This window comes from Micromonospora sp. WMMD737 (assembly GCF_049179055.1).
In the GTDB taxonomy this organism is placed as follows: Bacteria; Actinomycetota; Actinomycetes; order Mycobacteriales; family Micromonosporaceae; genus Micromonospora; species Micromonospora reichwaldensis.
The window spans coordinates 7,302,909-7,326,950 of the sequence record NZ_JBMHMH010000001.1; the positions used below are offsets into that span (position 1 = coordinate 7,302,909).

The following is a 24,042-nucleotide window of genomic DNA, read 5'->3' on the forward strand; positions in this document are numbered from 1 at the left end:
CTGCTGGCGGCTGGGGTCTCGCCGGCGGCTGGGGGAGGAGGCGGCGTGCGCGTGCTGGGCGTCGACCCGGGGCTGACCCGGTGCGGGGTCGGCGTGGTCGAGGGTGTGCCGGGGCGCCCCTGCACGCTGATCGCCTACTACGTCGTGCACACCGATCCGGACGACGACCTGGCGCTGCGCCTGCTGCACCTGGACCGTTCGCTCACCGACCTGGTCGCCGAGCACCGACCCGACAGCGTCGCCGTCGAGCGGGTCTTCAGCCAGCACAACGTCCGCACCGTGATGGGCACCGCCCAGGCCAGCGGGATCGCCGTGCTCGCCGGCGCCCGCGCCGGGCTGCCCGTGCAGACCTACACGCCCAGCGAGGTGAAGGCGGCCGTGACCGGTTCCGGCCAGGCCGACAAGGCGCAGATGACCGCCATGGTCACCCGGCTGCTGCGGCTGGCCGAGCCGCCGAGGCCGGCGGACGCCGCCGACGCCCTGGCCCTGGCCATCTGTCACGTGTGGCGCGGCGGGACGCGTTCCAAGCTGGCCGCCGCGGCCGACCGGGTACGACGAGGAGGAGCCAGATGATCGCCAGCGTGCGCGGGGTGGTGACCGCGACCGGTCCGGACCACGCCGTGGTGGAGGTCGGCGGGGTGGGCCTGGCGGTGCAGTGCGCCCCGGGCACCCTCGCCGACCTGCGCATCGGCCAGCCCGCCCGGCTGGCCACCAGCCTGGTCGTCCGGGAGGATTCGCTCACCCTCTACGGCTTCGCCGACGACGACGCCAAGCAGCTGTTCGAGCTGCTCCAGACCGCCAGCGGTGTCGGCCCCCGGCTGGCCCAGGCCGTCCTCGCCGTGCACACCCCCGACGCGGTGCGCAAGGCGATCGCCAACGCCGACACCGCCGCGCTGACCCGGGTGCCCGGCATCGGCAAGAAGGGCGCGGAGCGCCTGGTCCTGGAGCTGCGCGACCGCGTCGGCCCGGTGCCGGTCGGCGCCGACGGCGCGGCCGGGGTCACCGGCGGGGCCTGGCCCGAGCAGGTCCGCCAGGCGCTGGTCGGGCTCGGCTGGACGGCCGGGCAGGCCGACCAGGCGGTGGCCGCCGTGGCGGAGACCGTCGACGGTGACGTGCCGCCGGTGCCAGTCCTGCTCAAGCAGGCCATCCGGCTGCTGGGCCGCACCCGGTGACGGGCTCCGACGGGGGGCTGGTCTCCGCCTACGTTCACGACGCCGACCTGGACGCGGAGGCCACGGTCCGGCCGAAGCGGCTGGAGGAGTTCATCGCCCAGCACCGGGTCCGCGACCAGCTCGACCTGCTGCTCCAGGGCGCGATGCGACGCGGCTCCCCGCCCGACCACATCCTCCTCTCGGGGCCGCCCGGCCTGGGTAAGACCACCCTGGCCAACATCGTCGCCGCCGAGCTGGGCTCGGGCATCCGGGTGACAAGCGGCCCGGCGATCGAGCGCTCGGGCGACCTGGCGGCGATCCTGACCAGCCTCGCCGAGGGCGACGTGCTCTTCATCGACGAGATCCACCGGATCGCCAAGCCGGCGGAGGAGCTGCTCTACAGCGCGATGGAGGACTTCCGGGTCGACGTGATCGTCGGCAAGGGTCCGGGCGCGACGGCGATCCCGCTGGACGTCGAGCCGTTCACCCTGGTCGGCGCGACCACCCGCTCCGGCCTGCTCACCGGGCCGATGCGCGACCGGTTCGGCTTCGTCGCGCACCTCGACTTCTATTCGCCGGCCGACCTTGAGGTGCTGCTGCGCCGCTCGGCCCGGATCCTCGGCGTCCCGATCACCGACGACGGCGCCGCCGAGGTCGCCGGCCGCTCCCGGGGCACGCCCCGCATCGCCAACCGCCTGCTGCGCCGGGTCCGCGACTTCGCCGAGGTCCGGGCCGACGGGGTGGTCACCCTGGAGACCGCCCGGGCCGCCCTCACGGTGTACGACGTCGACGCGCTGGGCCTGGACCGGCTGGACCGGGCGGTGCTGACCGCGCTTGTCGACTCGTTCCGGGGCGGGCCGGTCGGCCTGTCCACGCTGGCCGTGGCGGTGGGTGAGCAGCCGGACACGGTGGAGGAGGTCTGCGAGCCGTTCCTGGTCCGGGCCGGCCTGCTGGCCCGTACGCCGCGCGGCCGGGTCGCCACGGAGGCCGCCTGGCGGCATCTGGGTCGCACGCCGCCGAATGGTACATTTGGCGTGAATGCTCCTGCGGTGCCCGATCTGTTCTCGACAGATGTCGATCAGCCGTGATGTGAACGTGATCTGTGCCGCATTCGGCGTTCCCAGGTGCAGGGATTAGACTCGCGCCGGTCTGTACAGGACGTGAGAATCCGCTTCCGCTCCGGCGCGCCCGCGCCGGGCCGGGGGCCAATGGGAAGGTCTTTCACCGTGCTTTACGCAGCAGAGGGCGGCGGGGGTGCCGGCAGCCTGACGCCGATCCTCATGATCGCTCTGCTCTTCGGCGTCATGTACTTCATGATGATCCGCCCGCAGCAGAAGCGCCGCCGTGAGGCGGAGTCCATGCAGTCCGCCCTGGCCCCCGGCGACGAGGTGGTCACCATCGGTGGCCTCTACGGCACGGTCACCGGCGTGGACGACGACACCGTCCTGCTCGAGGTCGCGCCCGGTGTGCAGACCCGCTACGCCCGTCCGGCCATCGCCCGGGTCGTCAGCCAGGCGCAGCGCCCGGCCGACGAGCCGGTCGTCGAGGACGCGGACGTCGTCAAGGAATGACTGTCGCTCCCGCCCCGCGCGGGATGGTCGTCGCCGGGCCCCGGTGACGACTTTCCCCGACGGGGCAGCGGAGTCGACGTGAAAACTGGATAGTTGGGCCCGACGCCGGAAGCCGGCTCGTCCCGTTCCGCCCGGCGCCCCCGCGTCGAGCCCCGGAGCCGGATGCCGGCCTCCGACGCCGGCCCGTCGGACCCGCCGGCCGGACCGGCCGACACCCGCCGCACCAGCGGCGCGACCGTACAGGGAGACAGGACAGCCGTGGCACCACCTCAGGGACAGATGCGGCCCGGACGGCAACTGGCCGTGCTCGGGCTCATCTTCGTCGTCCTCTATCTTTTGGTGTTCTTCGCGGGCGGCGCCAGCGGCGGCCTGAAGGACAGGCTCGAGCCCAAGCTCGGCCTGGACCTCGTCGGCGGCACCCGGCTGACGCTGGAGGCGACCAACAGCGTCGACGGCCGGCCCCCCACGGCGGAGAACCTCGAAGAGGCCCGCCAGATCATCGAGAGCCGCGTCAACGCCTTCGGCGTCGCCGAGGCCGAGGTGGTCACCGAGGGCAACCGCAACATCGTGATCTCCCTGCCCGGCGAGAACCGTGACCTGACCGAGGTGGGCGACGCCGCCGAGCTGCGCTTCCGCAAGGTGCTCAAGGCCGCCGACGGCAGCGGCGCGGCCACCGCCCCGCCGCCCGCCGCCACCCCGGCCCCGTCCGGCAGTGCGGCCCCGGCCCCGTCGGGCAGCGCGAAGCCCTCGGGCAGCGCCGCCCCGTCGGGCAGCGCCGCCCCGAAGGCGACCGCGTCGCCGAGTGGCGGCCAGGGCGGTATGGCCCCGGCCCCGAGCGCCAGCGCGTCGACCGCCCCGAGCGCCACCCCCTCGGCCGCCGCCCCGACGCCGAGCGCCAGCGGCGAGCCGGTGCCGCAGAGCATCGAAGAGCAGCGCAAGGCCGTCGAGCAGAAGGTCGGCGCCGCCGCCTGGGCGGCCGCGAGCGGTCTCCAGGCCCCGGCCGATCTGGCCGCCGACCCGTCGCTGGCGGAGAAGCTCAAGCCGTTCGCGGCTCTCGACCCGCGCGAGGTCGCGGTGCTGCCGGCGGCGGTGCAGTTCAACGTGCCGCAGATCAGCTGCGCCCAGCTCGACAAGCGCCCGCCGGCGTCGATCTCGGCCGCCGACCAGCAGGCGGTGGCCTGCGAGGACGGCGTGGCGAAGTACCTGCTCGACCAGGCGAAGGTGCTGGGCACCGACGTCAAGGGCGCCAGCGCGGTGCTGGACCAGACCAGCCAGTGGGTGGTGAGCCTCGACTTCACGGGCGACGGTCAGACCAAGTGGACCAACCTGACCCGCGAGGCGTTCAACAACGAGGGACAGGCCTGCGACGCCACCGCCCTCGGCCAGGACGGCAAGTGCCGCGTCGCCGTCGTGCTGGACAACGAGATCGTCTCCTCGCCCGAGATCCAGGGCGTGCTGACGGGCAACTCGCAGATCACCGGCAACTTCAACCAGAAGGACGCCAGCGCCCTGGCCGGCCAGCTGCGCTACGGCGCGCTGCCGGTGACCTTCGAGGCGCAGGAGCAGCAGAACGTCACCGCCACCCTGGGTGCCAGCCACCTGCGGGCGGGTCTGCTCGCGGCGGGCATCGGCATGCTGCTGGTCATCGTCTACTCGTTCTTCTACTACCGCCTGCTCGGCTCGGTCATCTTCCTGAGCCTGGTCCTCTCGGCGCTGCTGGTCTTCGGCGCGCTGGTGGTGCTGGGCCGGCAGATCGGCTTCACCCTCACCCTCGCCGGCATCGCCGGCATGATCGTGTCACTGGGTGTGGCGGCGGACTCGTTCGTCATCTACTTCGAGCGGCTCAAGGACGAGATCCGCGAGGGGCGCAGCCCGCGCAGCGCGGTGCCGCGTGCCTGGATCCGGGCCCGCCGCACGATCATCTCGGCCAACGCGATCACGCTGATGTCGGCGGTGGTGCTCTACGTGGTCTCGGTCGGCACGGTGAAGGGCTTCGCGTTCGCCCTCGGCCTGGCCACGGTGCTGGACCTCGTCGTGGTGTTCCTCTTCCGGCACCCGATCATGACGATGTTCGCCCGCACCTCCGCGTTCCTGTCCCCACGGGTCAGCGGCCTCGGCCGGGCGCTCCCGCCCCGGACGGCCGAGCCGGCCAAGCCCCGCAACCCGCGCGTCAAGGAGGCCTGAGATGGCAAAGAGTGGTCTCGCGAGCCGCCTCTACCGCGGCGAGGCCGGCCTCGACATCATCGGTCGGCGCAAGCTCTGGTTCGGCGTCGCGCTCGCGCTGATCCTGCTGTCGCTGCTCAGCTTCGGGCTGCGCGGCTTCAGCCTCGGCATCGAGTTCGCCGGCGGCAACTCGTTCCAGATCCCGGCCAGCGTCGGCACGCTGGAGCAGACCGAGTTGAAGGTGGAAGAGGCCCTGGGCACGGCCGGCGACGGTGCCCACGTGGTCACCACGCAGAAGGTCGGCGGCACCGGCGGCGACTTCTACGAGGTGCGCACCACGCAGCTGGACACCGAGCAGTCCAACGCCGTCAAGGACGAGATCGCCCGGGAGTTCGGCATCGACGCCGCCGCCATCAGCGGCAACCAGGTCAGCGAGGCGTGGGGCAGCCAGGTCACCTCCCGGGCGCTGCTCGGTCTGGTCATCTTCATCGCGGTGGTGATGGTCTACCTGATCCTGCGCTTCGAATGGCGGATGGCGGTCGCGGCCGTCGCCTCGCTGATCATGAACCTGATCCTCACCGCCGGCATCTACTCGCTTGTCGGCTTCGAGGTCACCCCGTCGACGGTCATCGGCTTCCTCACGATCCTGGGCTTCGCGCTCTACGACGTGGTGGTGGTCTTCGACAAGGTGCAGGAGAACACCCGCGGCATCACCGCCAACAACAACCAGACGTACGGCGAGGCCGCCAACCTGGCGATCAACCAGAGCCTCATGCGGTCGCTGAACACGTCCGTGGTCGCGCTGCTGCCGGTCGGCGGTCTGCTCTTCATCGGTGCCGGCCTGCTCGGCGCGGGCACCCTGAAGGACCTCGGCCTGGTGCTCTTCGTCGGTATGGCGGTGGCGTTCCTGACCTCGATCCTGCTGGCCACGCCGCTGCTGGTGCTGCTCAAGAACTACGACCCGCGCATCCAGGCGCACAACAAGCGGGTGCTGGCCCGCCGGGGCGCGATCGCCCGGGGCGAGGTCACCGGCAGGGGCACCGCCCCGCGTACCGACGAGTCCGACGACGAGCCGGTCGACCCGGAGTCGGCCGCGCTGGCCGGCGCGGCGCCGCGGGTGGGCGCCCGACCGTCCGGGAAGCGGCCGACCGGCGCCCGGAGCGGCCGACCCGCCGGCGGCGGTGGCAACCGGCCGGGTGGCGGCAAGCGGCGCTGAGCCGGGCCGGGCAGACCCGGTAGGAACCGATCCGACGGCGTCCTTCATGCTGTGCGAGCAGCATGCAGGACGCCGTCGTCGTGAAGGGGAGCGGAACTGCCGTGACGGAGACCCACAGCACCGGGGTACGGGGAGACAGCGGCCCGGCCACCGCCGCGCTGGTCGCCAGCTGGGTGCTCGACGTGCCCGACTTCCCGAAGCCCGGCGTCATGTTCAAGGACCTGATGCCGCTGTTCGCCGACGGCGACACGTTCCGTCAGGTGATCGACGGGATCGTCGCGTACCACGGGCGGGAGTCGTTCGACGTCGTCGTCGGCATCGAGGCGCGCGGGTTCGTGGTCGCCGCCGCCATCGCGTACGCGACCGGGGTCGGCGTCGTGCCGGTGCGCAAGGCCGGCAAGCTGCCCCGGCCGGCCTACTCGGCCTCCTACGCCCTGGAGTACGGCGAGGCCACGCTGGAGGTGCACGAGGACGCCTTCACGGCCGGGCACCGGGTGCTGGTGGTCGACGACGTGCTGGCCACCGGCGGCACCGCCGAGGCGACGCTGGACCTGGTGGAGCGGGCCGGCGGGACCGTGGCCGGCTTCACCGTCCTGCTGGAGCTCGCCTTCCTCGGCGGCCGGGAGCGGCTGGCCCCGCGCCCGGTGCATGCCCTGTTGACCGTTTGACCCGCCGACCGTCGGGCGGACCCGGTGCGGACCGTCCGGCGGAGCGGCGGGGCACCGTGCGTGCGGGTAGCATTGCCCTTTGCTGACCGGGCGGGACCCGTCCGGGCGGCGCGAGACCAGGCCGGCCGGCGCACGGTCGGTGACTTCCCGGCGAGCGGTGAGGAGGCCGGTGTCCCACGATGTCGCCCCTCCGGTGGAGGGCACGGTGTACCCGACAGGCGACGCGGACGGCTCGGCGACCGCACCCAACGGTGACGCGCAGGCCCCGGAGGCGGGCCCCGGCGTGACCGTCCCGGCCGAGCCCGTACGCCCCGACACGCCGACGGCCACGGCCGGCGGCGCGGGCGCGGCGGCCGAGGGGGTCCTGCTCCCGTTCCCCGCCGACGTCGTCGGCGACCACATGCCGAGCGCCGGTTTCGCGCTCTCCACCGCGCCCACCGGCCGCAGGGTCCGGGCGCGGCTGGCGCGGTTCAACGCGCCGTGGCAGTCCTCGCAGGTCAGCGAGGTGCTGGAGCCGCTGATCTCGACCCACCGGGACGCCCACCCCAAGGCGGACGCGCGGCTGCTCCAGCGCGCCTTCGACACGGCGGCCCGCTGGCACTCCGGGCAGTACCGCAAGTCCGGCGACCCCTACATCACCCACCCGCTCGCGGTCGCCACGATCCTGGCCAACCTGGGCATGGACACCACCACCCTGGTCGCCGCGCTCCTGCACGACACGATCGAGGACACGGAATACACCCTCGACCAGATGCGGGCCGACTTCGGCGGCGAGGTGGCGCTGCTGGTCGACGGCGTGACCAAGCTTGACAAGGTCAAGCTGGGCGACGCGGCCAAGGCCGAGACGATCCGCAAGATGGTCGTCGCGATGGCCAAGGACCCGCGGGTGCTGGTGATCAAGCTGGCCGACCGGCTGCACAACATGCGTACCCTCACCTTCCTGCCCCGCCCCAAGCAGGAGCAGAAGGCGAAGGAGACGCTGGAGATCCTGGCCCCGCTGGCCCACCGGCTGGGTATGAACACGATCAAGTGGGAGCTGGAGGACCTGGCCTTCGGCACGCTCTTCCCGAAGCGCTACGAGGAGATCAACCGCCTCATCGGGGAGCACCAGCCGCAGCGCGAGGCGCTGCTGCGCCAGGTCACCCAGAAGGTGCAGACCGACCTGAAGGCCGCCAAGATCAAGGCGGAGACCACCGGACGGCCGAAGCACCTCTACTCGATCTACCAGAAGATGATCGTGCGGGGTCGCGACTTCAACGACATCTACGACCTGGTCGGGGTGCGGATCCTGGTCGACACGGTGCGGGACTGCTACGCGGCGCTGGGCGTGATCCACGCCAACTGGCAGCCGGTGCCGGGCCGGTTCAAGGACTACATCGCGATGCCCAAGTTCAACATGTACCAGTCGCTGCACACGACGGTCATCGGGCCCACCGGCAAGCCGGTGGAGATGCAGATCCGCACCTACGCGATGCACCGCACCGCCGAGTTCGGCATCGCCGCGCACTGGAAGTACAAGGAACACAAGGGCACCCAGATCGTCGGCCCGCCCGCGCACATCGACGAGATGACGTGGCTGCGCCAACTGCTGGACTGGCAGCGGGAGGCGGCCGACCCGAGCGAGTTCCTCGACGCGCTGCGCTTCGACCTGTCCAGCCAGGAGGTGTACGTCTTCACCCCGAAGGGTGACGTCATCCCGCTGCCGACCGGCTCGACGCCCGTGGACTTCGCGTACGCGGTGCACACCGAGGTCGGGCACAAGTGCATCGGGGCGCGGGTCAACGGCAAGCTGGTGCCGCTGGAGTCGACGCTGTCCAACGGCGACGTGATCGAGATCTTCACGTCGAAGTCCGACACGGCCGGCCCGACGCAGGACTGGCTGGGCTTCGTCAAGAGCCCTCGCGCCCGCACGAAGATCCGGCAGTACTTCAACAAGGAGCGGCGCGAGGAGGCGATCGAGGCCGGCAAGGACGCGATCGTCAAGGCGATGCGTAAGCAGGGCATGCCGTTGCAGCGGATGCTCACCTCCGACGCGCTGATGGCGATCGCCCGGGACCTGCACCTGGCCGACGTGGCCTCCCTCTACGCGGCGGTCGGCGACAGCCAGGTCTCCGCCCAGTCGGTGGTGCAGAAGCTGATGGCCGCGTACGGCGGCGAGGAGGGCGCGGCGGAGGACATCGCCGAGACCGCCGTCGCCACCCGTCCGCCCCGCAGCCGGCAGAGCAGCGCCGACCCGGGCGTGGTGGTACGCGGGGTCAGCGACGTGTGGATCAAACTGGCGCGCTGCTGCACGCCGGTGCCGCCGGACTCGGTCTTCGGCTTCGTCACCCGCTCCGGCGGCGTGAGCGTGCACCGCGACGACTGCGCCAACGCCGAGGACCTGCGGGCGCAGGCCGAGCGGGTGGTCGAGGTGAGCTGGAAGCTCACCTCGGCGTCCACGTTCCTGGTCGCCATCCAGGTCGAGGCGCTGGACCGGCACAAGCTGCTCGCCGACGTGACCCGGGTGCTCTCCGAGGAGCGGGTGAACATCCTCTCCGCCACGGTCACCACCACCCGCGACCGGGTGGCGGTGAGCCGGTTCAGCTTCGAGATGGCGGACCCGAAGCACCTGGGCCACCTGCTGGCGGCGGTCCGCAAGGTGGACGGCGTCTTCGACGCCTACCGCGTCACCTCCGGCGCCTGACCCCGCCAACCCCCCCCCCCCCCCCGCACACCAGCGCCCCGGCCCGGCACCGACCGAGCCGGGGCGCCCCGCTCTGCCGCCGTGCCACCCCTGCACCCCGGCGATCATGAGGTTGGCGGCAGCCAGGTAGATCGGGATCGCCGCCAACCTCATGATCGCCGAGAGCGGGCCGGGGAGGGCGGGAACGGACGAGCGCCCGCCGGCGGGGCCGGCGGGCGCTCGTCGTACGGCTGGGTGTGGGTCAGCCCTGGGGGGCGCTCATGGTGAGCTTGTTGATCACGACTTCCTTCTTCGGGTGGCCGCCACCGGCCTGCTTCGCGAACGCCTTGTCGTCGCCCGCCGCCGCGACCTGCTTCACGAGGTCCATGCCGCCGGTGACGGTGCCCAGGACGGTGTAGTTCGGGTCCAGCGGCGAGTCGCCGTAGACGATGAAGAACTGGCTGCCCGTGCTGCCCGGCTGGCCCGAGTTGGCCATCGCGATCACGCCCTCCGGGTACGGGGGCCGCTTGTCGGTGGGCAGGTTCTCCTCGGCGAGCCGGTAGCTCGGGCCGCCGGTGCCGTCGGTCTCGCGCCAGCCCTTGCCCGTCGCGCCGGGGTCACCACACTGCAGCACCTTGATGCCCTCGGTCACCAGCCGGTGGCACTTGCTGTTGTCGAAGAAGTTCTTCTCCGCCAGGTGGGTGAAGCTGCCCGCGGTGCAGGGCACCGCCGACCGGTCGATCGTGGCGGTGATCGGGCCCAGGTTGGTGTCGATCGTCATCGTCTGGGTGCCCGTGGCCGACTGCTGCACGGCCGGCACCCCGACGTCCTTGATCTGCGGGGACCGCTGGTCGGCGGGGATCTCGGTCCAGGCGCACTGCACGTTGCCGGCAGCCGGGCCGGCGGTGTCGGTCTTGTCGTCGTCCCCGCCGAGGGTGGTGACGAGCCAGACCGTGCCGGCGACGACGAGGACCAGGACCGAGGCGGCCCCCACGACCGCCTGGGTCTGCCGGCGCTTGCGGGCCCTGGCCGCGCGCTCGGCCATCTCCTTCTCGAGCCGGGCGCGCGCCGCCGCGCGCTGCCGCTCTCTGGTGGACGTCACGCCTGGATCCTCCTGGGCTGTCGGGTGGCGCGGTCGGTGCCGCTGCGATTGGTGGGGCGGCCGGGTCAGCCGGCGCTCGGGCTGGCCGCCGGAGCGCCCGAAGCGGGCGGCGTCGGTGCCGAGGTCGCCTGCGCCACGGGCTCGCCGACGGTCAGGCTCTGCACGACCACGTCGTCGTCCTTGGGCTTGACCTTGGCCCCTGTCCCATTGTCCACGGTCGGCTTGGCACCGATCTTCGCCACCACGTCGATCCCACCGGTGACCCGGCCGATGATCGGATACTTCGGGTCGGCCGTGGTGAAGTCCTTGAAGAACATCAGGAACTGGCTGCCGTTGGCGCCCGGCGGGTTGGCGATCATCGCGACCGTGCCCTTCGGGTACGTCGCGGGCTGGCCGGCGGCGGGGCTGGCCGACGGTGACGGCGCGGTGGGCACGTTCTCGTCGTAGAACGAGTAGGTGGGCCCGCCGAGCCCGGTGCCGCTCGGGTCGCCGCAGCGCACCGCGCCCTCGGCGGTGATCTCGTGGCACTTGGTGTTGTCGTAGAACGACCGGCTGGACAGGTGGGCGATGCTCGCCGCCGCGCACGGGGCACTGGCCAGGTCCAGCTCGACGGTGATCGGCGCGCCCTGGTTGGTGGTGACCGTCATCGCACGTACGCCGTCGGTGGGCAGCCCCTCGGTGGCCGGGGTGCCGACATCCTTGAGGTTGGTGTTCGCGGTGGCGTCCTGCGGCGTCCACAGGCAGACGTCCTCGGCGGCCGTGTTCTCCTTCGGCTCGTCGTCGAAGGCGCCCAGCGCCCACGCCGAGCCGCCCACGATCAGCGCGAGGACGACGGCGACGCCGACTCCGGCCTGGATCTGCCGACGACGCTTGACGGCGGCGGCCCGGCGGGCGAGTTGCCGGTCGAGCTTGGCGCGCGCCAGTTTGCGCTGCCGGTCCCTGCTGGAAGCCACCCGTGCTCCCCTTCCTCTACCCTGGTCGTCACCGGTGGTCGGGCGTCCTGCGCCCGTTCGGCGGCAGGTGCGCCACGCCACACGCCCGCCAGAGTGTACGGCTACCGGCTGGGAAAGTGGTGTACGAGGTCCGGGCCGGGTTTATCGGAACGCGTCACTGCGCCCGGCGCAGCCCACGGGGCGCACGCGATCGTCGCCGCACGCGGTGCCCGGGACGGGCGCGATCGGGGCCACGCGGGACGCCCCGGACGCACGCGCAGAACCTCCTCGCCCCGCCCGATAGGCTGCTGACAGGCAACCCACTCGACGGAAGGGGAGCGGACGTGCTCGTGGCCGGCTTTCCCGCGGACGCCTTCGGCACCAACTGCTACGTGGTCGCCGCCGCGCCGGGGGAGCAGTGCGTGGTGGTCGACCCCGGCATCGGGGTGATCGACCGGCTCGACGCCCTGCTGGCCGAGCATCGGCTGCACCCGGCCGCCGTCCTGCTCACCCACGGCCACCTCGACCACACGTTCTCGGTGGCGCCGGTCTGCGGCGCGCGCGGCATCACCGCGTACGTGCACCCCGGCGACCGGGAGATGCTCGCCGACCCGGCCAAGGGGCTGTCGGCGGACCTCCGCTCGCTCTTCGGGGGGCGGCTGCCGTACACCGAGCCGGAGGACGTCGCCGAGCTGACCGACGGCGCCACGCTCGCCCTCGCCGGGTTGGAGATCACCGTCGACCACGCCCCGGGCCATACCGGCGGGTCGGTGCTCTTCCGGCTGCCGGCCGCCGGCTCGTCGTGGGAGGCGGAGCAGCTCTGCCTCTCGGGCGACGTCCTGTTCGCCGGCTCCATCGGCCGCACCGACCTGCCGGGCGGCAGCATGACGAGGATGGTCACCAGCCTCCGGGACAAGATCCTCCCGCTGGCCGACGACACCGTCGTGCTGCCCGGCCACGGCCCCGCGACCACCATCGGCCGCGAGCGCGCGACCAACCCGTACCTCGTCGAGGTGGCGGGTGGCGGCGCGCGACCGGCGGCCCCCGCCCGCGGCCTCTGACCGGCCGCACCGACTTCTCGCCCCGCGGCCGTGGCCGGCCGCGCCGACTCTTCGCCCGCGCCGACCGCGCGGGACCGCGAACGGAGCATCATGAGCAAGCCCACGCCCATCTCCGGCTTCCCGGAGTGGACGCCCGCGCAGCGGATGATCGAGCAGTACGTCCTCGACAGGATCCGCGACACCTTCGAGCTGTACGGCTTCGCCCCGCTGGAGACCCGCGCGGTGGAGCCGCTGGACCAGCTGTTGCGCAAGGGGGAGACCTCGAAGGAGGTCTACCTGATCCGGCGGCTCCAGGCCGACGCCGACGGCCCGACCGGCGACGACGCGCTCGGCCTGCACTTCGACCTGACCGTGCCGTTCGCCCGCTACGTGCTGGAGAACGCCGGCAAGCTCCAGTTCCCGTTCCGCCGCTACCAGATCCAGAAGGTGTGGCGGGGCGAGCGGCCGCAGGAGGGGCGCTACCGCGAGTTCCTCCAGGCCGACATCGACATCGTCGACCGCGACACCCTCGCCCCGCACCACGAGGCGGAGATGCCGCTGGTGATCGGCGACGCGCTGCGCTCGCTGCCGATCCCGCCGGTGAAGATCCAGGTCAACAACCGCAAGATCTGCGAGGGCTTCTACCGGGGCATCGGGCTGACCGACCCGGAGGCGGCCCTGCGCGCGGTGGACAAGCTCGACAAGATCGGCCCGGCGAGGGTGGCCGAGTTGCTGGCGCAGACGGCCGGGGCGAGCGAGGCGCAGGCCAAGGCGGTCCTGTCGCTGGCGGAGATCTCCGCCCCGGACGCCTCCTTCGCCGACGCCGTCCGCGCGCTGGGCGTCAGCGACCCGATGCTCGACGAGGGGGTCGAGGAGCTGGTCCGGGTGGTGGAGACGGCCGCCGCGCACTCGCCGGGGCTCTGCGTGGCCGACCTGCGCATCGCCCGGGGCCTGGACTACTACACGGGCACGGTCTACGAGACCCAGATGATCGGCTACGAGCGGTTCGGCTCGATCTGCTCCGGCGGCCGGTACGACGACCTGGCCAGCGCCGGCGCCACCCGCTTCCCGGGGGTCGGCATCTCGATCGGGGTGACCCGGCTGCTGGGGCTGCTCTTCGGCGCCGGCGCGCTGTCGGTGTCGCGGGACGTGCCGACCTGCGTCCTGGTCGCGGTGACCAGCGAGGAGCAGCGCGCCGCCAGCAACCGGGTGGCCGAGGCGCTGCGCTCGCGGGGTGTGCCGACCGAGGTGTCGCCGAGCGCGGCGAAGTTCGGCAAGCAGATCCGCTACGCCGAGCGGCGGGGCATCCCGTACGTCTGGTTCCCGGGGGTGGACGGCGCGGCCGACGAGGTGAAGGACATCCGTTCCGGCGAGCAGGTCGCCGCCGCGGCGGGGGAGTGGACGCCGCCCCGGGCGGACCTCAGGCCGCTGGTCAGCTGAGACATTACTGGCGCGTACGCGCGATCGGACCTACGGTGGCGTAAGTTACGCCACCGTAGGGAGATCGTCGTGACCGCACTCAGCCAGACCGCCCTGCTCCTCGAACTGGCACCCGTCGTCGAGAAGAACCTCGACCGGCACCTGGCCATCGCCAAGGAGTGGTTCCCGCACGAGTACGTGCCGTGGAGCGAGGGGCGCACCTTCGACGGGCCGCTGGGCGGCGAGGCGTGGGCGGAGAGCGACTCGACGATCCCCGACGTGGCCCGTACCGCGCTGATCGTCAACCTGCTGACCGAGGACAACCTGCCCTCGTACCACCACCAGATCGCCACGCTCTTCGGCCGCGACGGCGCCTGGGGCACCTGGGTGCACCGGTGGACCGCCGAGGAGGGGCGGCACGGCACCGCCATCCGCGACTACCTGAGCGTCACCCGGGCGGTCGACCCGGTGGCGTTGGAGCGGGCCCGGATGACGCACATGTCCGCCGGCTACCGCAACGCGCACGACGAGGAGATGCTGCACTCGCTCGCGTACGTCTCGTTCCAGGAACTGGCCACCCGGATCTCGCACCGCAACACCGGCCGGGCGGTCGGCGATCCGGTGTGCGAGGCGCTACTGACCCGGGTCGCGGCCGACGAGAACCTGCACATGATCTTCTACCGCAACCTGCTGGGCGCGGCCTTCGAGGTGGCGCCCGGACAGACGATGCGGGCCGTCGCCGACGTGCTGGCCAACTTCCAGATGCCGGGCAACGGCATCGACGGCTTCGCCCGCAAGTCCGTGGCGATCGCCCTGGCGGGCATCTACGACCTGCGCCAGCACCGCGACGAGGTGGTGGCGCCGGTGCTGCGCCAGTGGGACGTCTTCAACGTGACGGGGCTCGACGCCGACGGCGAGGCCGCCCGCGACCAGATCGCCGCGCACCTCGACGACCTTGAGCGCGCCGCCGCCCGCTTCGAGGAGAAGCGCGACGCCCGCGCCGCCCGCCTGGCCTCCCGCTGACCCCCGGCGCCTCGCCGATCACGCAGTTGTGGCGGGGGATGGAAGCCGTGAACCGCCAGTATCCCGGCACCACGACTGCATGATCGACTATTCGGTGGGTGGGGGGTCCAGGGGGAAGAAGAGGCAGGTGGAGGTGGCGTGGGCGACCAGGCGCGACTTCGCGTCGAGCAGCTTCGCCTCCGCCAGAGCCGTACGGCGACCGCTCTGCAGGACGGTGCCCTCGCAACGCAGCGTGCCGCTCGCGACGGTGACCGGGCGCAGGAACTTCACGTTCAGGTCCAGCGAGGTGTAGCCGACCCCGGCCGGCAGGGTGGTGTGCACCGCGCACGCCGCGGCGGTGTCCAGCAGGGTGGAGATGACCCCGCCGTGCACGGTGCCCAGCGGGTTGTAGTGGAACTCCTGCGGGACGAGTTCGACGGCCACCCACCCCTCGTCGGCCTCCATCCGGGACATGTCGACCAGGTGCATGATGGGCGGCGCCGCCAGCTCGCCGGCGATCATCGCGCGGAGCAGTTCCAGGCCGCCGCGCCGGCCGACGTGCGCGGCGTTGATGCCCGGGTCGGACCACGAGAAGGTACGGCTGCGCGCCGGATCCTGCGTCTGTGTCATGGACCCAGCCTGGCAGCGCGTTGCTGAGTCTGTCAATCAGACCTAGCCTGGAGCGCATGAGACCCGCGGCACTGGACTGGTCGGTGGAGAACTGCACCATCGCCCGCGCGATGGAGATCCTCGGTGAGCGGTGGACACTCGTCGTCCTGCGCGAGGTCTTCAACGGCGTCCGCCGCTTCGACGACATGCGGGTGCGCACCGGCGTGCCCCGGCAGGTGCTGGCCAACCGGCTGGCGATGCTGGTGGAGCGCGGCGTCCTGCGGCGCGAGCCCTACCGGGAGCCCGGCAGCCGGGAGCGCCACGAGTACCGGCTGACCGGGATGGGGCTCGACCTGTGGCCGGTCCTGGTCGCCGTCCTCGGTTGGGGGGACCGCTACCTGGCCGACCCGGAGGGCTCGCCGCTGACGGTCGCCCACCGCGACTGCGGCGCGGAGGTCCGCGTCGAGCTGCGCTGCGAGCGCGGGCACGAGGTCGACCGGCCGCGCGACGTGGTGCCGCGGCCGGGGCCCGGAGCGCGCCGCCGCGCCGGCTGACCGCCCGCCGACGGCGCCGGTCAGTGGGGTGGCGTCGAGGGAGCCGCCGGGTCGCGCGTACCGGATGGTGGGACGGTGGAGCGAAGCGTATAGACGTACGCCTGTGTCCACAATGTTTCGGGCCGATGGCCGCGATAGCCGGGGCGAAAGGGGCATATTCGGGTCTTGCATACGAACTCAAGTATGTGAATACTTCAGTGTGCTCGGCCGGTACCCCCAGATCGGCAGGGCTGCTCCCGGCTCGTGTCGCCCCGGCGCGGGCCTGTCACCCCCTTCTGGAGGTTGTTGCATGCGACCCACGAGGTCCTCGCTCCGTCGTGCCGCCGTCGTCGCCGCGGCCGGCGCCATGGTCGCCGGCTCGCTGATCGGCGCGCCCGCCCAGGCCGCACCCTCGTTCGCTTCGCCCGACGCCGCCGCCGGCCTGGCCGAGCGCCTCGGCGACCGGTCCGCCGGCACGTACGCCGACGCCAACGGCAAGATGGTCGTCACCGTGACCGACGCGCTCGCCGCCCGGCAGGTCAGCGCCGCCGGCGCCACCCCGAAGATCGTCAAGCGCGGCGCCAGCGAGCTGGCCCGGGCCACCTCGGAGCTGGACCGCTCCGCCAAGATCCCCGGCACCGCGTGGTGGACCGACCCGGCCACCAACCAGGTCGTCGTCTCCGTCGACAGCACCGTCACCGGCGCCAAGCTGGAGCGCGTCAAGGCCGCCGCCGAGCGGATGAACGGCGCGATCCGGATCGAGGCCGAGGCCGGCGTGCTCGGCACCCGCATCTCCGGCGGCCAGGCCATCTACGCCGGTGGCGGCGGTCGCTGCTCGCTCGGCTTCAACGTCCGCAGCGGCAGCACCTACTACTTCCTGACCGCCGGGCACTGCACCAACATCTCGGCCAGCTGGTACAGCAACTCCGCCCAGACCAACCTGCTGGGCAGCCGCACCGGCACCAGCTTCCCCGGCAACGACTACGGCATCGTGCGGCACAACAACTCCGCCAACGCCGCCGGCAACGTCTCCCTCTACAACGGCAGCTTCCGGGACATCACCGCCGCCGGCAACGCCTACGTCGGCCAGTCGGTGCAGCGCTCCGGCAGCACCACCGGCCTGCGCGGCGGCTCGGTGACCGCGCTCAACGCCACGGTGAACTACGCCGAGGGCTCGGTCTCCGGCCTGATCCGCACCAACGTCTGCGCCGAGCCGGGCGACAGCGGCGGCTCGCTGTTCAGCGGCACCATCGCCCTGGGTCTGACCTCCGGTGGTAGCGGCAACTGCCGCACCGGCGGCACGACCTACTTCCAGCCGGTCGGCGAGGCGCTGAGCCGCTACGGCGTCAGCGTCTTCTGATCGATCGCACCGCAACGGGCCGCCGGGTGATCCCGGCGGCCCGTCCGCGTGCCCGGAGCGGTTCGCCGGACTCGAGCGGGCGGGCCGGGGTACGTTCCGGTCGGTGAGCGCCTCCCCGACCCCGCCCGCCGACGCCGTCACGTCCGCCTGGGCCCCGCTGCGGCTCGCCGCGTTCCGCAGCCTCTGGCTGGCGGTACTGGCCAGCAACGTGGGCACCTGGATGCAGGCCGTCGGCGGAAGATGGCCCGGGTGCAGGTCACCGACGTCAACGACGACGGCACTGTGGTGCTGACCGTGAGCGCCTGGGACATCCCCCGGTAGGTGGCAGGACCGGATCCGCGTCGCCGCCGGACCCCACCTGCCCTCACCCCGCAACCGGGGGCGGGGGAGGGCTGACAGAATGCCAGGGGTAACGGTGTACCGCAGATGAGGAGACGCGAGTCGTGATCCGTACCCATGACGCCGGCAGCCTGCGCGCGACGGACGCCGGCACCACGGTGACGCTCGCCGGGTGGGTGGCCCGCCGGCGCGACCACGGCGGCGTGATCTTCGTCGACCTGCGCGACGGGTCCGGCGTGGTCCAGGTGGTGTTCCGCGAGGAGGACGCGCACGCGCTGCGCAACGAGTTCTGCGTCCGGGTGACCGGCGAGGTGACCCGCCGCCCCGAGGGCAACGAGAACCCGGAGCTGCCGACCGGCGAGATCGAGGTGACCGCCGCCGAGCTGGAGGTGCTCTCCGAGGCGGCGCCGCTGCCCCTGCCCGTCGACGACCAGGTCGAGGCCGGCGACGACATCCGGCTGCGCTACCGCTACCTCGACCTGCGCCGCAGCGGCCCGGCGAAGGCGATGCGGCTGCGCTCGCGCGCCAACCAGCTCGCCCGCAACGTGCTGCACGAGCGGGACTTCCTGGAGATCGAGACCCCGACGCTGACCCGGTCCACGCCGGAAGGCGCCCGCGACTTCCTGGTGCCGGTGCGCCTGCAGCCCGGCAGCTGGTACGCGCTGCCGCAGTCGCCGCAGCTGTTCAAGCAGCTGCTGATGGTCGGCGGCATGGAGCGGTACTACCAGATCGCCCGCTGCTACCGCGACGAGGACTTCCGCGCCGACCGGCAGCCGGAGTTCACCCAGCTCGACATCGAGATGTCCTTCGTCACCGAGGACGACGTCATAGACCTCGGCGAGGCGATCGTCTCGGCGCTCTGGAAGGACCTGGCCGGCCACGAGATCTCCCGGCCGATCCCGCGCATCACCTGGCACGACGCGATGGCCCGCTACGGCTCCGACAAGCCCGACCTGCGCTACGGCGTCGAGCTGACCGAGCTGACCGACTACCTGCGCGGCACCGAGTTCCGGGTCTTCGCCGGCGCGATCGACGCGGGCGGCTACGTCGGCGCGGTCGTCATGCCCGGTGGCGCGGCGCAGAGTCGCAAGGAGCTCGACGGCTGGCAGGACTGGGCCAAGGCGCGCGGCGCGCGCGGCCTGGCGTACGTAGTGCTCGACGCCGAGACCGGCGAGGCGCGCGGGCCGGTGGCGAAGAACCTCTCCGCCGCGCACCTGGGCGGGCTCGCCGACGCGGTCGGCGCGAAGCCGGGCGACGCGGTCTTCTTCGCCGCCAGCACGAACACCCGCGAGGCGCAGGAGCTGCTCGGCGCGGCCCGGATCGAGATCGCCAAGCGGGCCGGGCTGGTCGACGAGAGCGCCTGGGCGTTCTGCTGGGTGGTCGACGCGCCGATGTTCGAGCGCACGGACGAGGGCGGCTGGACGGCTGTGCACCACCCGTTCACCTCGCCGAACGCCGAGTGGGTCGACCGGTTCGAGGAGGCGCCGGACCGGGCGCTGGCGTACGCGTACGACATCGTCTGCAACGGCAACGAGATCGGTGGCGGCTCGATCCGTATCCACCGGGGCGACGTGCAGAAGCGGGTCTTCGAGCTGCTCGGCATCACCCCCGAGGAGGCGCAGGACAAGTTCGGCTTCCTGCTGGAGGCGTTCAAGTACGGCGCCCCGCCGCACGGCGGCATCGCGTTCGGCTGGGACCGGGTCTGCATGCTGCTCGCTGGCGCGGACTCGATCCGCGAGGTCATCGCCTTCCCGAAGACCCGGGGCGGCTTCGACCCGCTGACCGGCGCGCCCACGCCGATCACCGGCCAGCAGCGCACCGAGGCCGGCATCGACGCCAAGCCGAAGCCGCAGGCCGCCCCGCACACCGGCACGGCCGGCCCGGCCGCCCCGGTCTCCGACCCCACCTGACCCCACCCACCTTCCCTCCGCGCGCGAGCCGGGGCCTCCGCCCCGGCTCGCCCTCGTGTGTCTATCAAGAGGTTTGCGTCATGATCTGCGCGACGACATGACGCAAACCTCTTGATCGTTTGTGGGAGGGAAGAGCGGAGGGGGCGGGACATGAGGCTGCTCGTGGTGGGAGCCAGCGGGTTCCTGGGCACCCAGGTGTGCCGGCAGGCGGTGGGTGCCGGCTGGTCGGTGGTGGGGACGTACCACTCGGGCCGGGTCGAGGTGCCGGGCGTCGAGACGCGCCGGCTCGACGTGACGGACCGGGCCGCCGTGCGCGAGCTGGTCGCCCGGGTCCGCCCCGACGCCGTGGTCGGCACCCCCTACCGGGACGGCGCTTGGGCGGTCACCGCCGACGGGGCCGCCCATGTCGCGTACGCCGCCGTCGGGGCGGGGGCGCGGCTCGTGCACGTGTCCAGCGACGCGGTGCACGCCGGCCGCCCGCAGCCGTACGCCGACGACGAGCCGCCCAGCCCGATCTTCCCGTACGGGGCGGCCAAGGCGGCGGCCGAGACCGCCGTCCGCGTCCTCGATCCGGGCGCGGTGCTGGTCCGTACCTCGCTGATCGTCGGGGAGGGGAGCAAGCAGATCCAGCTCTGCCGCGACGCGCTCGCCGGCCGGGCGAGCCTGTTCACCGACGAACTGCGCTGTCCGATCGATGTCACCGACCTGGCCGCCGCCGTGCTGGAGCTTCTCGGCACCGACTACGCCGGCCCGCTCAACGTGGCCGGTCCGGACGCGGTCAGCCGCGCGGAACTGGGCCTGCTGGTCGCCGCGCACGCCGGCATCGACCCGGCCGGCATGAAGACCACCACCGGCGCCGCCGCCGGCGTGCTCCGCCCCGCGGAGGTGCGCCTCGACTCCACCCGCGCCGCCGGGCTGCTCGGCACCCGCCTGCGCGGGGTGCGCGAACTGCTCACCCGCTGATCCGTCCCGGGAGACCCGCCCGGACGACCCGTGCCAGGTGCGCGCGCCGTCGATGCACACTTTCTGTGCAGAACTCTTGTGCACAGAAAGTGTGCACAGATATTGTGCGTCCATGGAGAACACGCCGCGCGCCGTCCACCTCGACAACCGGCAGGTCCGCGTCCTGGCCCATCCGCTGCGGATACGGCTGCTCGGCACGCTGCGGGCGGACGGGCCCGCGACAGCCACCACGCTGGCCGAGAAGCTGGACACCAACACGGGGGCGACCAGCTACCACCTGCGTCAGCTCGCCGAGGTGGGGCTGGTGACGGAGGACCTCGACCGGGGCACCGGCCGGCAGCGGTGGTGGCGGGCTGCCCACGACATCAGCAACTTCGAGCCGACCGACTTCGACGACGACCCGGACGCCCGGGCGGCGGTGCAGTGGATCCAGGGCGACCAGGTGCGGCTGCTGGCCGAGCAGGCCGAGCGCTGGATGGCCGTCGAACACGGCTACTCCCGGCAGTGGCGCGACGCCGCCGGCATGAGCGACATGCTGCTGACGCTCGGTCCGGCGCAGCTGCGGGCCCTCAACGACGAGATGTGGCAGCTGCTCGAGCGCTACCGTGACGAAGAGGTGACCGACGAGCCGGAGGCGGAGTCGGTGCTCGTCTTCCTGGCCGCGTTCCCCCGGGTGGAGGGGTAGCGGTGAGCGCCCTCTCCGTACGCCAGATCCGGCATCGCTTTCTCGTGCTCTACGGCCTGCGCTGGCTGCCCGCCGGCCTGCTCATCCCGGTGATGATCCTGCTGATGCAGGAACGCGGCCTTTCGCTCTCCCAGATCGGCCTGGTCGTCACCGCGCAGGGTCTGATCGTCCTCGCGCTGGAGCTACCCACCGGCGGGTTCGCCGACGCGCTCGGCCGCAAGCCCGTGCTGGTTGCCGCCTGGGTGACCTGCGTGATCTCGCTCGCCGTCTTCGCGGTGGCCGACTCGTTCTGGCTCTTCTTCCTCTCCTGGGCCCTGCAGGGCGTCTACCGGGCGCTGGACAGCGGCCCGCTGGAGTCCTGGTACGTCGACGCCACCCTCGCTGCCGACCCGGAGGCCGAGTACGAGCCCGGCCTCGGCCACGCCGGCACCGTGATCGGCGTCGCCATCGGTGCCGGCGCGCTGCTCAGCGGCGGCCTGGTCGCGCTCGGCCCGATCGGGCCGGTGAGCGCGCTGACCCTGCCGGTGCTCGCCGCCATCGCCCTTCAGACGGTGGCGTTGGTCGCGCTGCTGATGCTGCTGGCGGAGACCCGCTCGGCCAAGGGCGCCGGCGCCCTGCGCGCCTCGATCATCGAGGCGCCCCGGATGGTGGGGCAGGCGTTCGGGCTGCTGCGCCGCTCCCGGGTGCTGCTGGCCCTGGTGGCCGTGGAACTGTTCTGGGGCTTCGGCATGGTCACCTTCGAGTCGCTACTCCCGGTCCGCCTCGCGGAGGTCGTCGGCGACGCCGACCGGGCGGCGGCGCTGCTCGGCCCGGCCACCTCGGTGGCCTGGCTGGCGAACGCGGCCGGCGCCGCGCTGACCCCGCTGATGCTGCGCCGGCTGGGTGCCGCACCCAGCGCCGCGCTGCTGCGCGTCCTGCAGGGCGTCACGGTCGTCGGGATGGGCCTCTTCGCCGGCCCGGTCGGGGTGCTGATCGCCTTCCTGGCCTGCTACGCCGTCCACGGGGCGTCGAACCCGCTGCACATGGGGCTGCTGCACCGTCAGGTCGACGGTCCCTACCGGACCAGTGTCATCTCGCTGAACTCGATGATGTCCCAGCCGGCCGGAGCGCTCGGCGCCGTCGTCCTGACCGCCCTGGCCGACCGCACCAGCATCAGCCTCGCGATGTTCGTCGGTGCCGTGGTGCTGGCCGTCGCCGCCCCGCTCTACCTGCCCGCCTGGCGGGCCGAGCGGCGGAGGCGGTCGGGCCCGGTCGGGCCCGACACCGCCGATCCCGTGCGGCCCGCGGATCGTGCCGCTGACATGGCCCTGACGAGCGGCAACGCCGATGGCGGTCGGGAAACGTCCGCCTGACTTCCGCCGGGGCGGCGGACGGTCGCCCCGGCGGTGCGGGCCGGGACCATGCCTGGGCCGCAAGGATGCACGAGCAACGGTCCCGCGTTGCGGGCCGGGACGATGCAGGGGCCGCAACGATGCACGAGCGACGGTCCCCGCGCCGACCCGGGCCGTGCCGCGCGTCTCAGGCCAGGTGCACCGAGCTGCGGGCCAGCGCGCCGCTGAAGCCGAGCCGCCGGTAGAGCCGGATCGCCCCGACGTTGACGCTGTAGACACCGAGCGCCACGGTGTCGTGGCGGGCGAGCAGGGCCCGGGTCATGGCGGCGGTCAGCGCCGCGCCCAGCCCTCGTCCCCGCAGGTCGGGGGCGACGGTCAGCCCGGCGAGGAAGCCGATGTCGCCCCGGCTGCGGTCGGCGCCGCAGGCGACGATCCGGTCGCCGTCGCGGATGCCGTACCAGTCGACGATCCTCGGGTCGCCCGGTCGCGAGGTGGTGCTCGGGAACGCCTCGTCGATCAGGGCCGTCAGCGCGGGGTGGTCGGCCCCGGTGAGCCGGACCACCCGCTCCTCGTCGGGCTGGCGCGGCGGCGCGGCGGCGCTCCAGAGGAAGTCCCACTCGTCGTGCCGGGCCACCGCCAGCCGGCCGGGCAGCGCCGCCGGGTCGAGCCGCGGCAGGTGCAGCCACTGGCCAGGCCGCAGCGCGCCCCGCGCGACCTGGTCGGCGAAGACCTCGACCGCCGGCCCTGGGGCGCCGATCGCGCCGCCGCGGGGGCCGTGCTCCGCCGGCAGCAGCCAGCCCACCGCGTCGTCGCGCCGCCAACCGCGCGGCACCTCGTCGCGGGCGAGCGCGTGCCGGACGTACGGGTGGTGACCGGCGGCCGCCAGGATGGCGTCCCGCCCCTCCAGGACCTGGTCGGCGATGATCATGTCAGCAAGCCTAGGACGGTCTCCGGCCTCCTGCCGGCGGACCCTGGTCTCCGGCCGTCGCCGAAGCCGGCCGGGGACGGGGCCGATCCACGGTGGAGATTGGCGAGCGGACCGATTGGGTACATCCCGCGCCGACCCACTGGGAACCCCCACCGGAGGAACGTCATGCTCGCCATTCTCGCGGCGGTCGTTTTCGGCTTCGCCCTGCTCATCGACCTGCTGGACACCAACTTCGGTGCCCCGGACCTGTTCAACTGGAACACCCTCGTACTGATCGGCCTGCTGCTGCTCTCCCTGTACCTGGCCGGGGTCGGCCGGGGCCCGCGCGGCGGTGGCGGCGGCGGTGGCGGCCGCTGGTACCGGGGCCGTCGTCCCGGCCGCGGCTGACCGTATCCGATCATCACGGGCCCGGCCCGACGGCGCGCTTCCGGCGCCGTCGGCCGGGCCTTGTACTGTTC

23 protein-coding genes are annotated in these 24,042 nt (G+C 72.8%); 19 read left to right on the forward strand and 4 right to left on the reverse strand.

Annotated elements, in window-relative coordinates; translation table 11 throughout:
• The first annotated feature begins 45 nt into the window (after window positions 1–45).
• From ruvC to ACN27A_RS32405, 8 genes are all read left to right on the forward strand, one after another.
• Window positions 46–573: a crossover junction endodeoxyribonuclease RuvC gene (gene ruvC, locus ACN27A_RS32370; RefSeq protein WP_132240119.1), complete on the forward strand. Its 528-nt coding sequence runs from the start codon at window positions 46–48 to the stop codon at window positions 571–573.
• Window positions 570–1,172: a Holliday junction branch migration protein RuvA gene (gene ruvA / locus ACN27A_RS32375; RefSeq protein ID WP_089001017.1), complete on the forward strand. Its 603-nt coding sequence runs from the start codon at window positions 570–572 to the stop codon at window positions 1,170–1,172. Before ruvC ends, ruvA begins: the two co-directional genes overlap by 4 nt.
• A complete protein-coding gene (gene ruvB, locus ACN27A_RS32380; protein ID WP_421458230.1) occupies window positions 1,169–2,239 on the forward strand; it encodes a Holliday junction branch migration DNA helicase RuvB in 1,071 nt (356 codons plus the stop codon). The genes ruvA and ruvB overlap by 4 nt, the downstream gene beginning before the upstream one ends.
• A gap of 138 nt (window positions 2,240–2,377) precedes the next feature.
• Window positions 2,378–2,722 (forward strand): preprotein translocase subunit YajC, encoded by a 345-nt coding sequence (gene yajC / locus ACN27A_RS32385; RefSeq protein WP_421458231.1) that lies wholly within the window; start codon window positions 2,378–2,380, stop codon window positions 2,720–2,722.
• Window positions 2,723–2,980: 258 nt separating this feature from the next.
• Window positions 2,981–4,906 carry a protein translocase subunit SecD gene (gene secD / locus ACN27A_RS32390; protein WP_421458232.1) on the forward strand — a complete coding sequence of 642 codons (1,926 nt, stop codon included), beginning with the start codon at window positions 2,981–2,983 and terminating at the stop codon, window positions 4,904–4,906.
• A 1-nt stretch (window position 4,907) separates the two neighbouring features.
• Window positions 4,908–6,101, forward strand: a complete 1,194-nt coding sequence (secF, locus tag ACN27A_RS32395) for a protein translocase subunit SecF (RefSeq protein WP_421458233.1) — start codon at window positions 4,908–4,910, stop codon at window positions 6,099–6,101.
• A gap of 101 nt (window positions 6,102–6,202) precedes the next feature.
• Window positions 6,203–6,769 carry an adenine phosphoribosyltransferase gene (locus ACN27A_RS32400; RefSeq protein WP_421458234.1) on the forward strand — a complete coding sequence of 189 codons (567 nt, stop codon included), beginning with the start codon at window positions 6,203–6,205 and terminating at the stop codon, window positions 6,767–6,769.
• 169 nt (window positions 6,770–6,938) lie between these two features.
• Window positions 6,939–9,452, forward strand: coding sequence for a RelA/SpoT family protein (locus tag ACN27A_RS32405; RefSeq protein WP_393166976.1), 2,514 nt, complete (start codon window positions 6,939–6,941; stop codon window positions 9,450–9,452).
• A 241-nt stretch (window positions 9,453–9,693) separates the two neighbouring features.
• Here the strand turns inward: ACN27A_RS32405 and ACN27A_RS32410 are convergent, their stop codons facing one another.
• Window positions 9,694–10,533, reverse strand: a complete 840-nt coding sequence (locus ACN27A_RS32410; protein WP_421458235.1) for a peptidylprolyl isomerase — start codon at window positions 10,531–10,533, stop codon at window positions 9,694–9,696.
• Window positions 10,534–10,598: 65 nt separating this feature from the next.
• Complete coding sequence (locus ACN27A_RS32415; protein ID WP_421458236.1) at window positions 10,599–11,486, reverse strand: peptidylprolyl isomerase; 888 nt, start codon at window positions 11,484–11,486, stop codon at window positions 10,599–10,601.
• A gap of 323 nt (window positions 11,487–11,809) precedes the next feature.
• On the opposite strand from ACN27A_RS32415, the gene ACN27A_RS32420 reads away from it, so the two are divergent.
• The 3 genes from ACN27A_RS32420 (at window position 11,810) to ACN27A_RS32430 (ending at window position 14,947) form a co-directional block, all read left to right on the forward strand.
• Window positions 11,810–12,526 carry an MBL fold metallo-hydrolase gene (locus ACN27A_RS32420; protein WP_421458237.1) on the forward strand — a complete coding sequence of 239 codons (717 nt, stop codon included), beginning with the start codon at window positions 11,810–11,812 and terminating at the stop codon, window positions 12,524–12,526.
• A gap of 90 nt (window positions 12,527–12,616) precedes the next feature.
• Window positions 12,617–13,945 carry a histidine--tRNA ligase gene (gene hisS / locus ACN27A_RS32425; protein ID WP_421458238.1) on the forward strand — a complete coding sequence of 443 codons (1,329 nt, stop codon included), beginning with the start codon at window positions 12,617–12,619 and terminating at the stop codon, window positions 13,943–13,945.
• 69 nt (window positions 13,946–14,014) lie between these two features.
• A complete protein-coding gene (locus ACN27A_RS32430) occupies window positions 14,015–14,947 on the forward strand; it encodes an acyl-ACP desaturase (RefSeq protein ID WP_421458239.1) in 933 nt (310 codons plus the stop codon).
• 87 nt (window positions 14,948–15,034) lie between these two features.
• Here the strand turns inward: ACN27A_RS32430 and ACN27A_RS32435 are convergent, their stop codons facing one another.
• Window positions 15,035–15,556 carry a PaaI family thioesterase gene (locus tag ACN27A_RS32435; protein WP_421458240.1) on the reverse strand — a complete coding sequence of 174 codons (522 nt, stop codon included), beginning with the start codon at window positions 15,554–15,556 and terminating at the stop codon, window positions 15,035–15,037.
• A gap of 56 nt (window positions 15,557–15,612) precedes the next feature.
• Between ACN27A_RS32435 and ACN27A_RS32440 the strand changes: the two genes are divergently transcribed.
• From ACN27A_RS32440 to ACN27A_RS32470, 7 genes are all read left to right on the forward strand, one after another.
• Window positions 15,613–16,089: a winged helix-turn-helix transcriptional regulator gene (locus ACN27A_RS32440; protein WP_421458241.1), complete on the forward strand. Its 477-nt coding sequence runs from the start codon at window positions 15,613–15,615 to the stop codon at window positions 16,087–16,089.
• Between the two features lie 289 nt (window positions 16,090–16,378).
• Window positions 16,379–17,428, forward strand: coding sequence for a S1 family peptidase (locus ACN27A_RS32445; RefSeq protein ID WP_421458242.1), 1,050 nt, complete (start codon window positions 16,379–16,381; stop codon window positions 17,426–17,428).
• Between the two features lie 103 nt (window positions 17,429–17,531).
• Window positions 17,532–17,720 (forward strand): MFS transporter, encoded by a 189-nt coding sequence (locus tag ACN27A_RS32450; protein ID WP_421458243.1) that lies wholly within the window; start codon window positions 17,532–17,534, stop codon window positions 17,718–17,720.
• Window positions 17,721–17,871: 151 nt separating this feature from the next.
• Window positions 17,872–19,677 carry an aspartate--tRNA ligase gene (aspS, locus tag ACN27A_RS32455; protein ID WP_421458244.1) on the forward strand — a complete coding sequence of 602 codons (1,806 nt, stop codon included), beginning with the start codon at window positions 17,872–17,874 and terminating at the stop codon, window positions 19,675–19,677.
• Window positions 19,678–19,827: 150 nt separating this feature from the next.
• A complete protein-coding gene (locus ACN27A_RS32460) occupies window positions 19,828–20,640 on the forward strand; it encodes an SDR family oxidoreductase (RefSeq protein ID WP_421458245.1) in 813 nt (270 codons plus the stop codon).
• Window positions 20,641–20,752: 112 nt separating this feature from the next.
• Entirely contained in the window at window positions 20,753–21,325 is a 573-nt protein-coding gene (locus tag ACN27A_RS32465; RefSeq protein WP_421458246.1) for an ArsR/SmtB family transcription factor, read from the forward strand.
• 2 nt (window positions 21,326–21,327) lie between these two features.
• A complete protein-coding gene (locus ACN27A_RS32470) occupies window positions 21,328–22,677 on the forward strand; it encodes an MFS transporter (protein WP_421458247.1) in 1,350 nt (449 codons plus the stop codon).
• Between the two features lie 166 nt (window positions 22,678–22,843).
• Here the strand turns inward: ACN27A_RS32470 and ACN27A_RS32475 are convergent, their stop codons facing one another.
• Window positions 22,844–23,584: a GNAT family N-acetyltransferase gene (locus tag ACN27A_RS32475; protein ID WP_421458248.1), complete on the reverse strand. Its 741-nt coding sequence runs from the start codon at window positions 23,582–23,584 to the stop codon at window positions 22,844–22,846.
• A 165-nt stretch (window positions 23,585–23,749) separates the two neighbouring features.
• Here ACN27A_RS32475 and ACN27A_RS32480 point away from each other — a divergent pair, with 165 nt between their 5' ends.
• Window positions 23,750–23,971 carry a hypothetical protein gene (locus tag ACN27A_RS32480; RefSeq protein ID WP_089000992.1) on the forward strand — a complete coding sequence of 74 codons (222 nt, stop codon included), beginning with the start codon at window positions 23,750–23,752 and terminating at the stop codon, window positions 23,969–23,971.
• The last annotated feature ends 71 nt before the right edge of the window (window positions 23,972–24,042 follow it).

Excerpts from the sequence above, each read along its gene's own strand:
- hisS (WP_421458238.1), top strand. The coding sequence starts at position 12,617 with ATGAGCAAGCCCACGCCCATCTCCGGCTTCCCGGAGTGGACGCCCGCG.
- ruvA (WP_089001017.1), top strand. The coding sequence starts at position 570 with ATGATCGCCAGCGTGCGCGGGGTGGTGACCGCGACCGGTCCGGACCAC.
- ACN27A_RS32435 (WP_421458240.1), bottom strand. The coding sequence starts at position 15,556 with ATGACACAGACGCAGGATCCGGCGCGCAGCCGTACCTTCTCGTGGTCC.
- ACN27A_RS32475 (WP_421458248.1), bottom strand. The coding sequence starts at position 23,584 with ATGATCATCGCCGACCAGGTCCTGGAGGGGCGGGACGCCATCCTGGCG.
- ACN27A_RS32480 (WP_089000992.1), top strand. The coding sequence starts at position 23,750 with ATGCTCGCCATTCTCGCGGCGGTCGTTTTCGGCTTCGCCCTGCTCATC.
- ACN27A_RS32440 (WP_421458241.1), top strand. The coding sequence starts at position 15,613 with ATGAGACCCGCGGCACTGGACTGGTCGGTGGAGAACTGCACCATCGCC.
- ACN27A_RS32445 (WP_421458242.1), top strand. The coding sequence starts at position 16,379 with ATGCGACCCACGAGGTCCTCGCTCCGTCGTGCCGCCGTCGTCGCCGCG.
- ACN27A_RS32465 (WP_421458246.1), top strand. The coding sequence starts at position 20,753 with ATGGAGAACACGCCGCGCGCCGTCCACCTCGACAACCGGCAGGTCCGC.
- ACN27A_RS32460 (WP_421458245.1), top strand. The coding sequence starts at position 19,828 with ATGAGGCTGCTCGTGGTGGGAGCCAGCGGGTTCCTGGGCACCCAGGTG.
- secF (WP_421458233.1), top strand. The coding sequence starts at position 4,908 with ATGGCAAAGAGTGGTCTCGCGAGCCGCCTCTACCGCGGCGAGGCCGGC.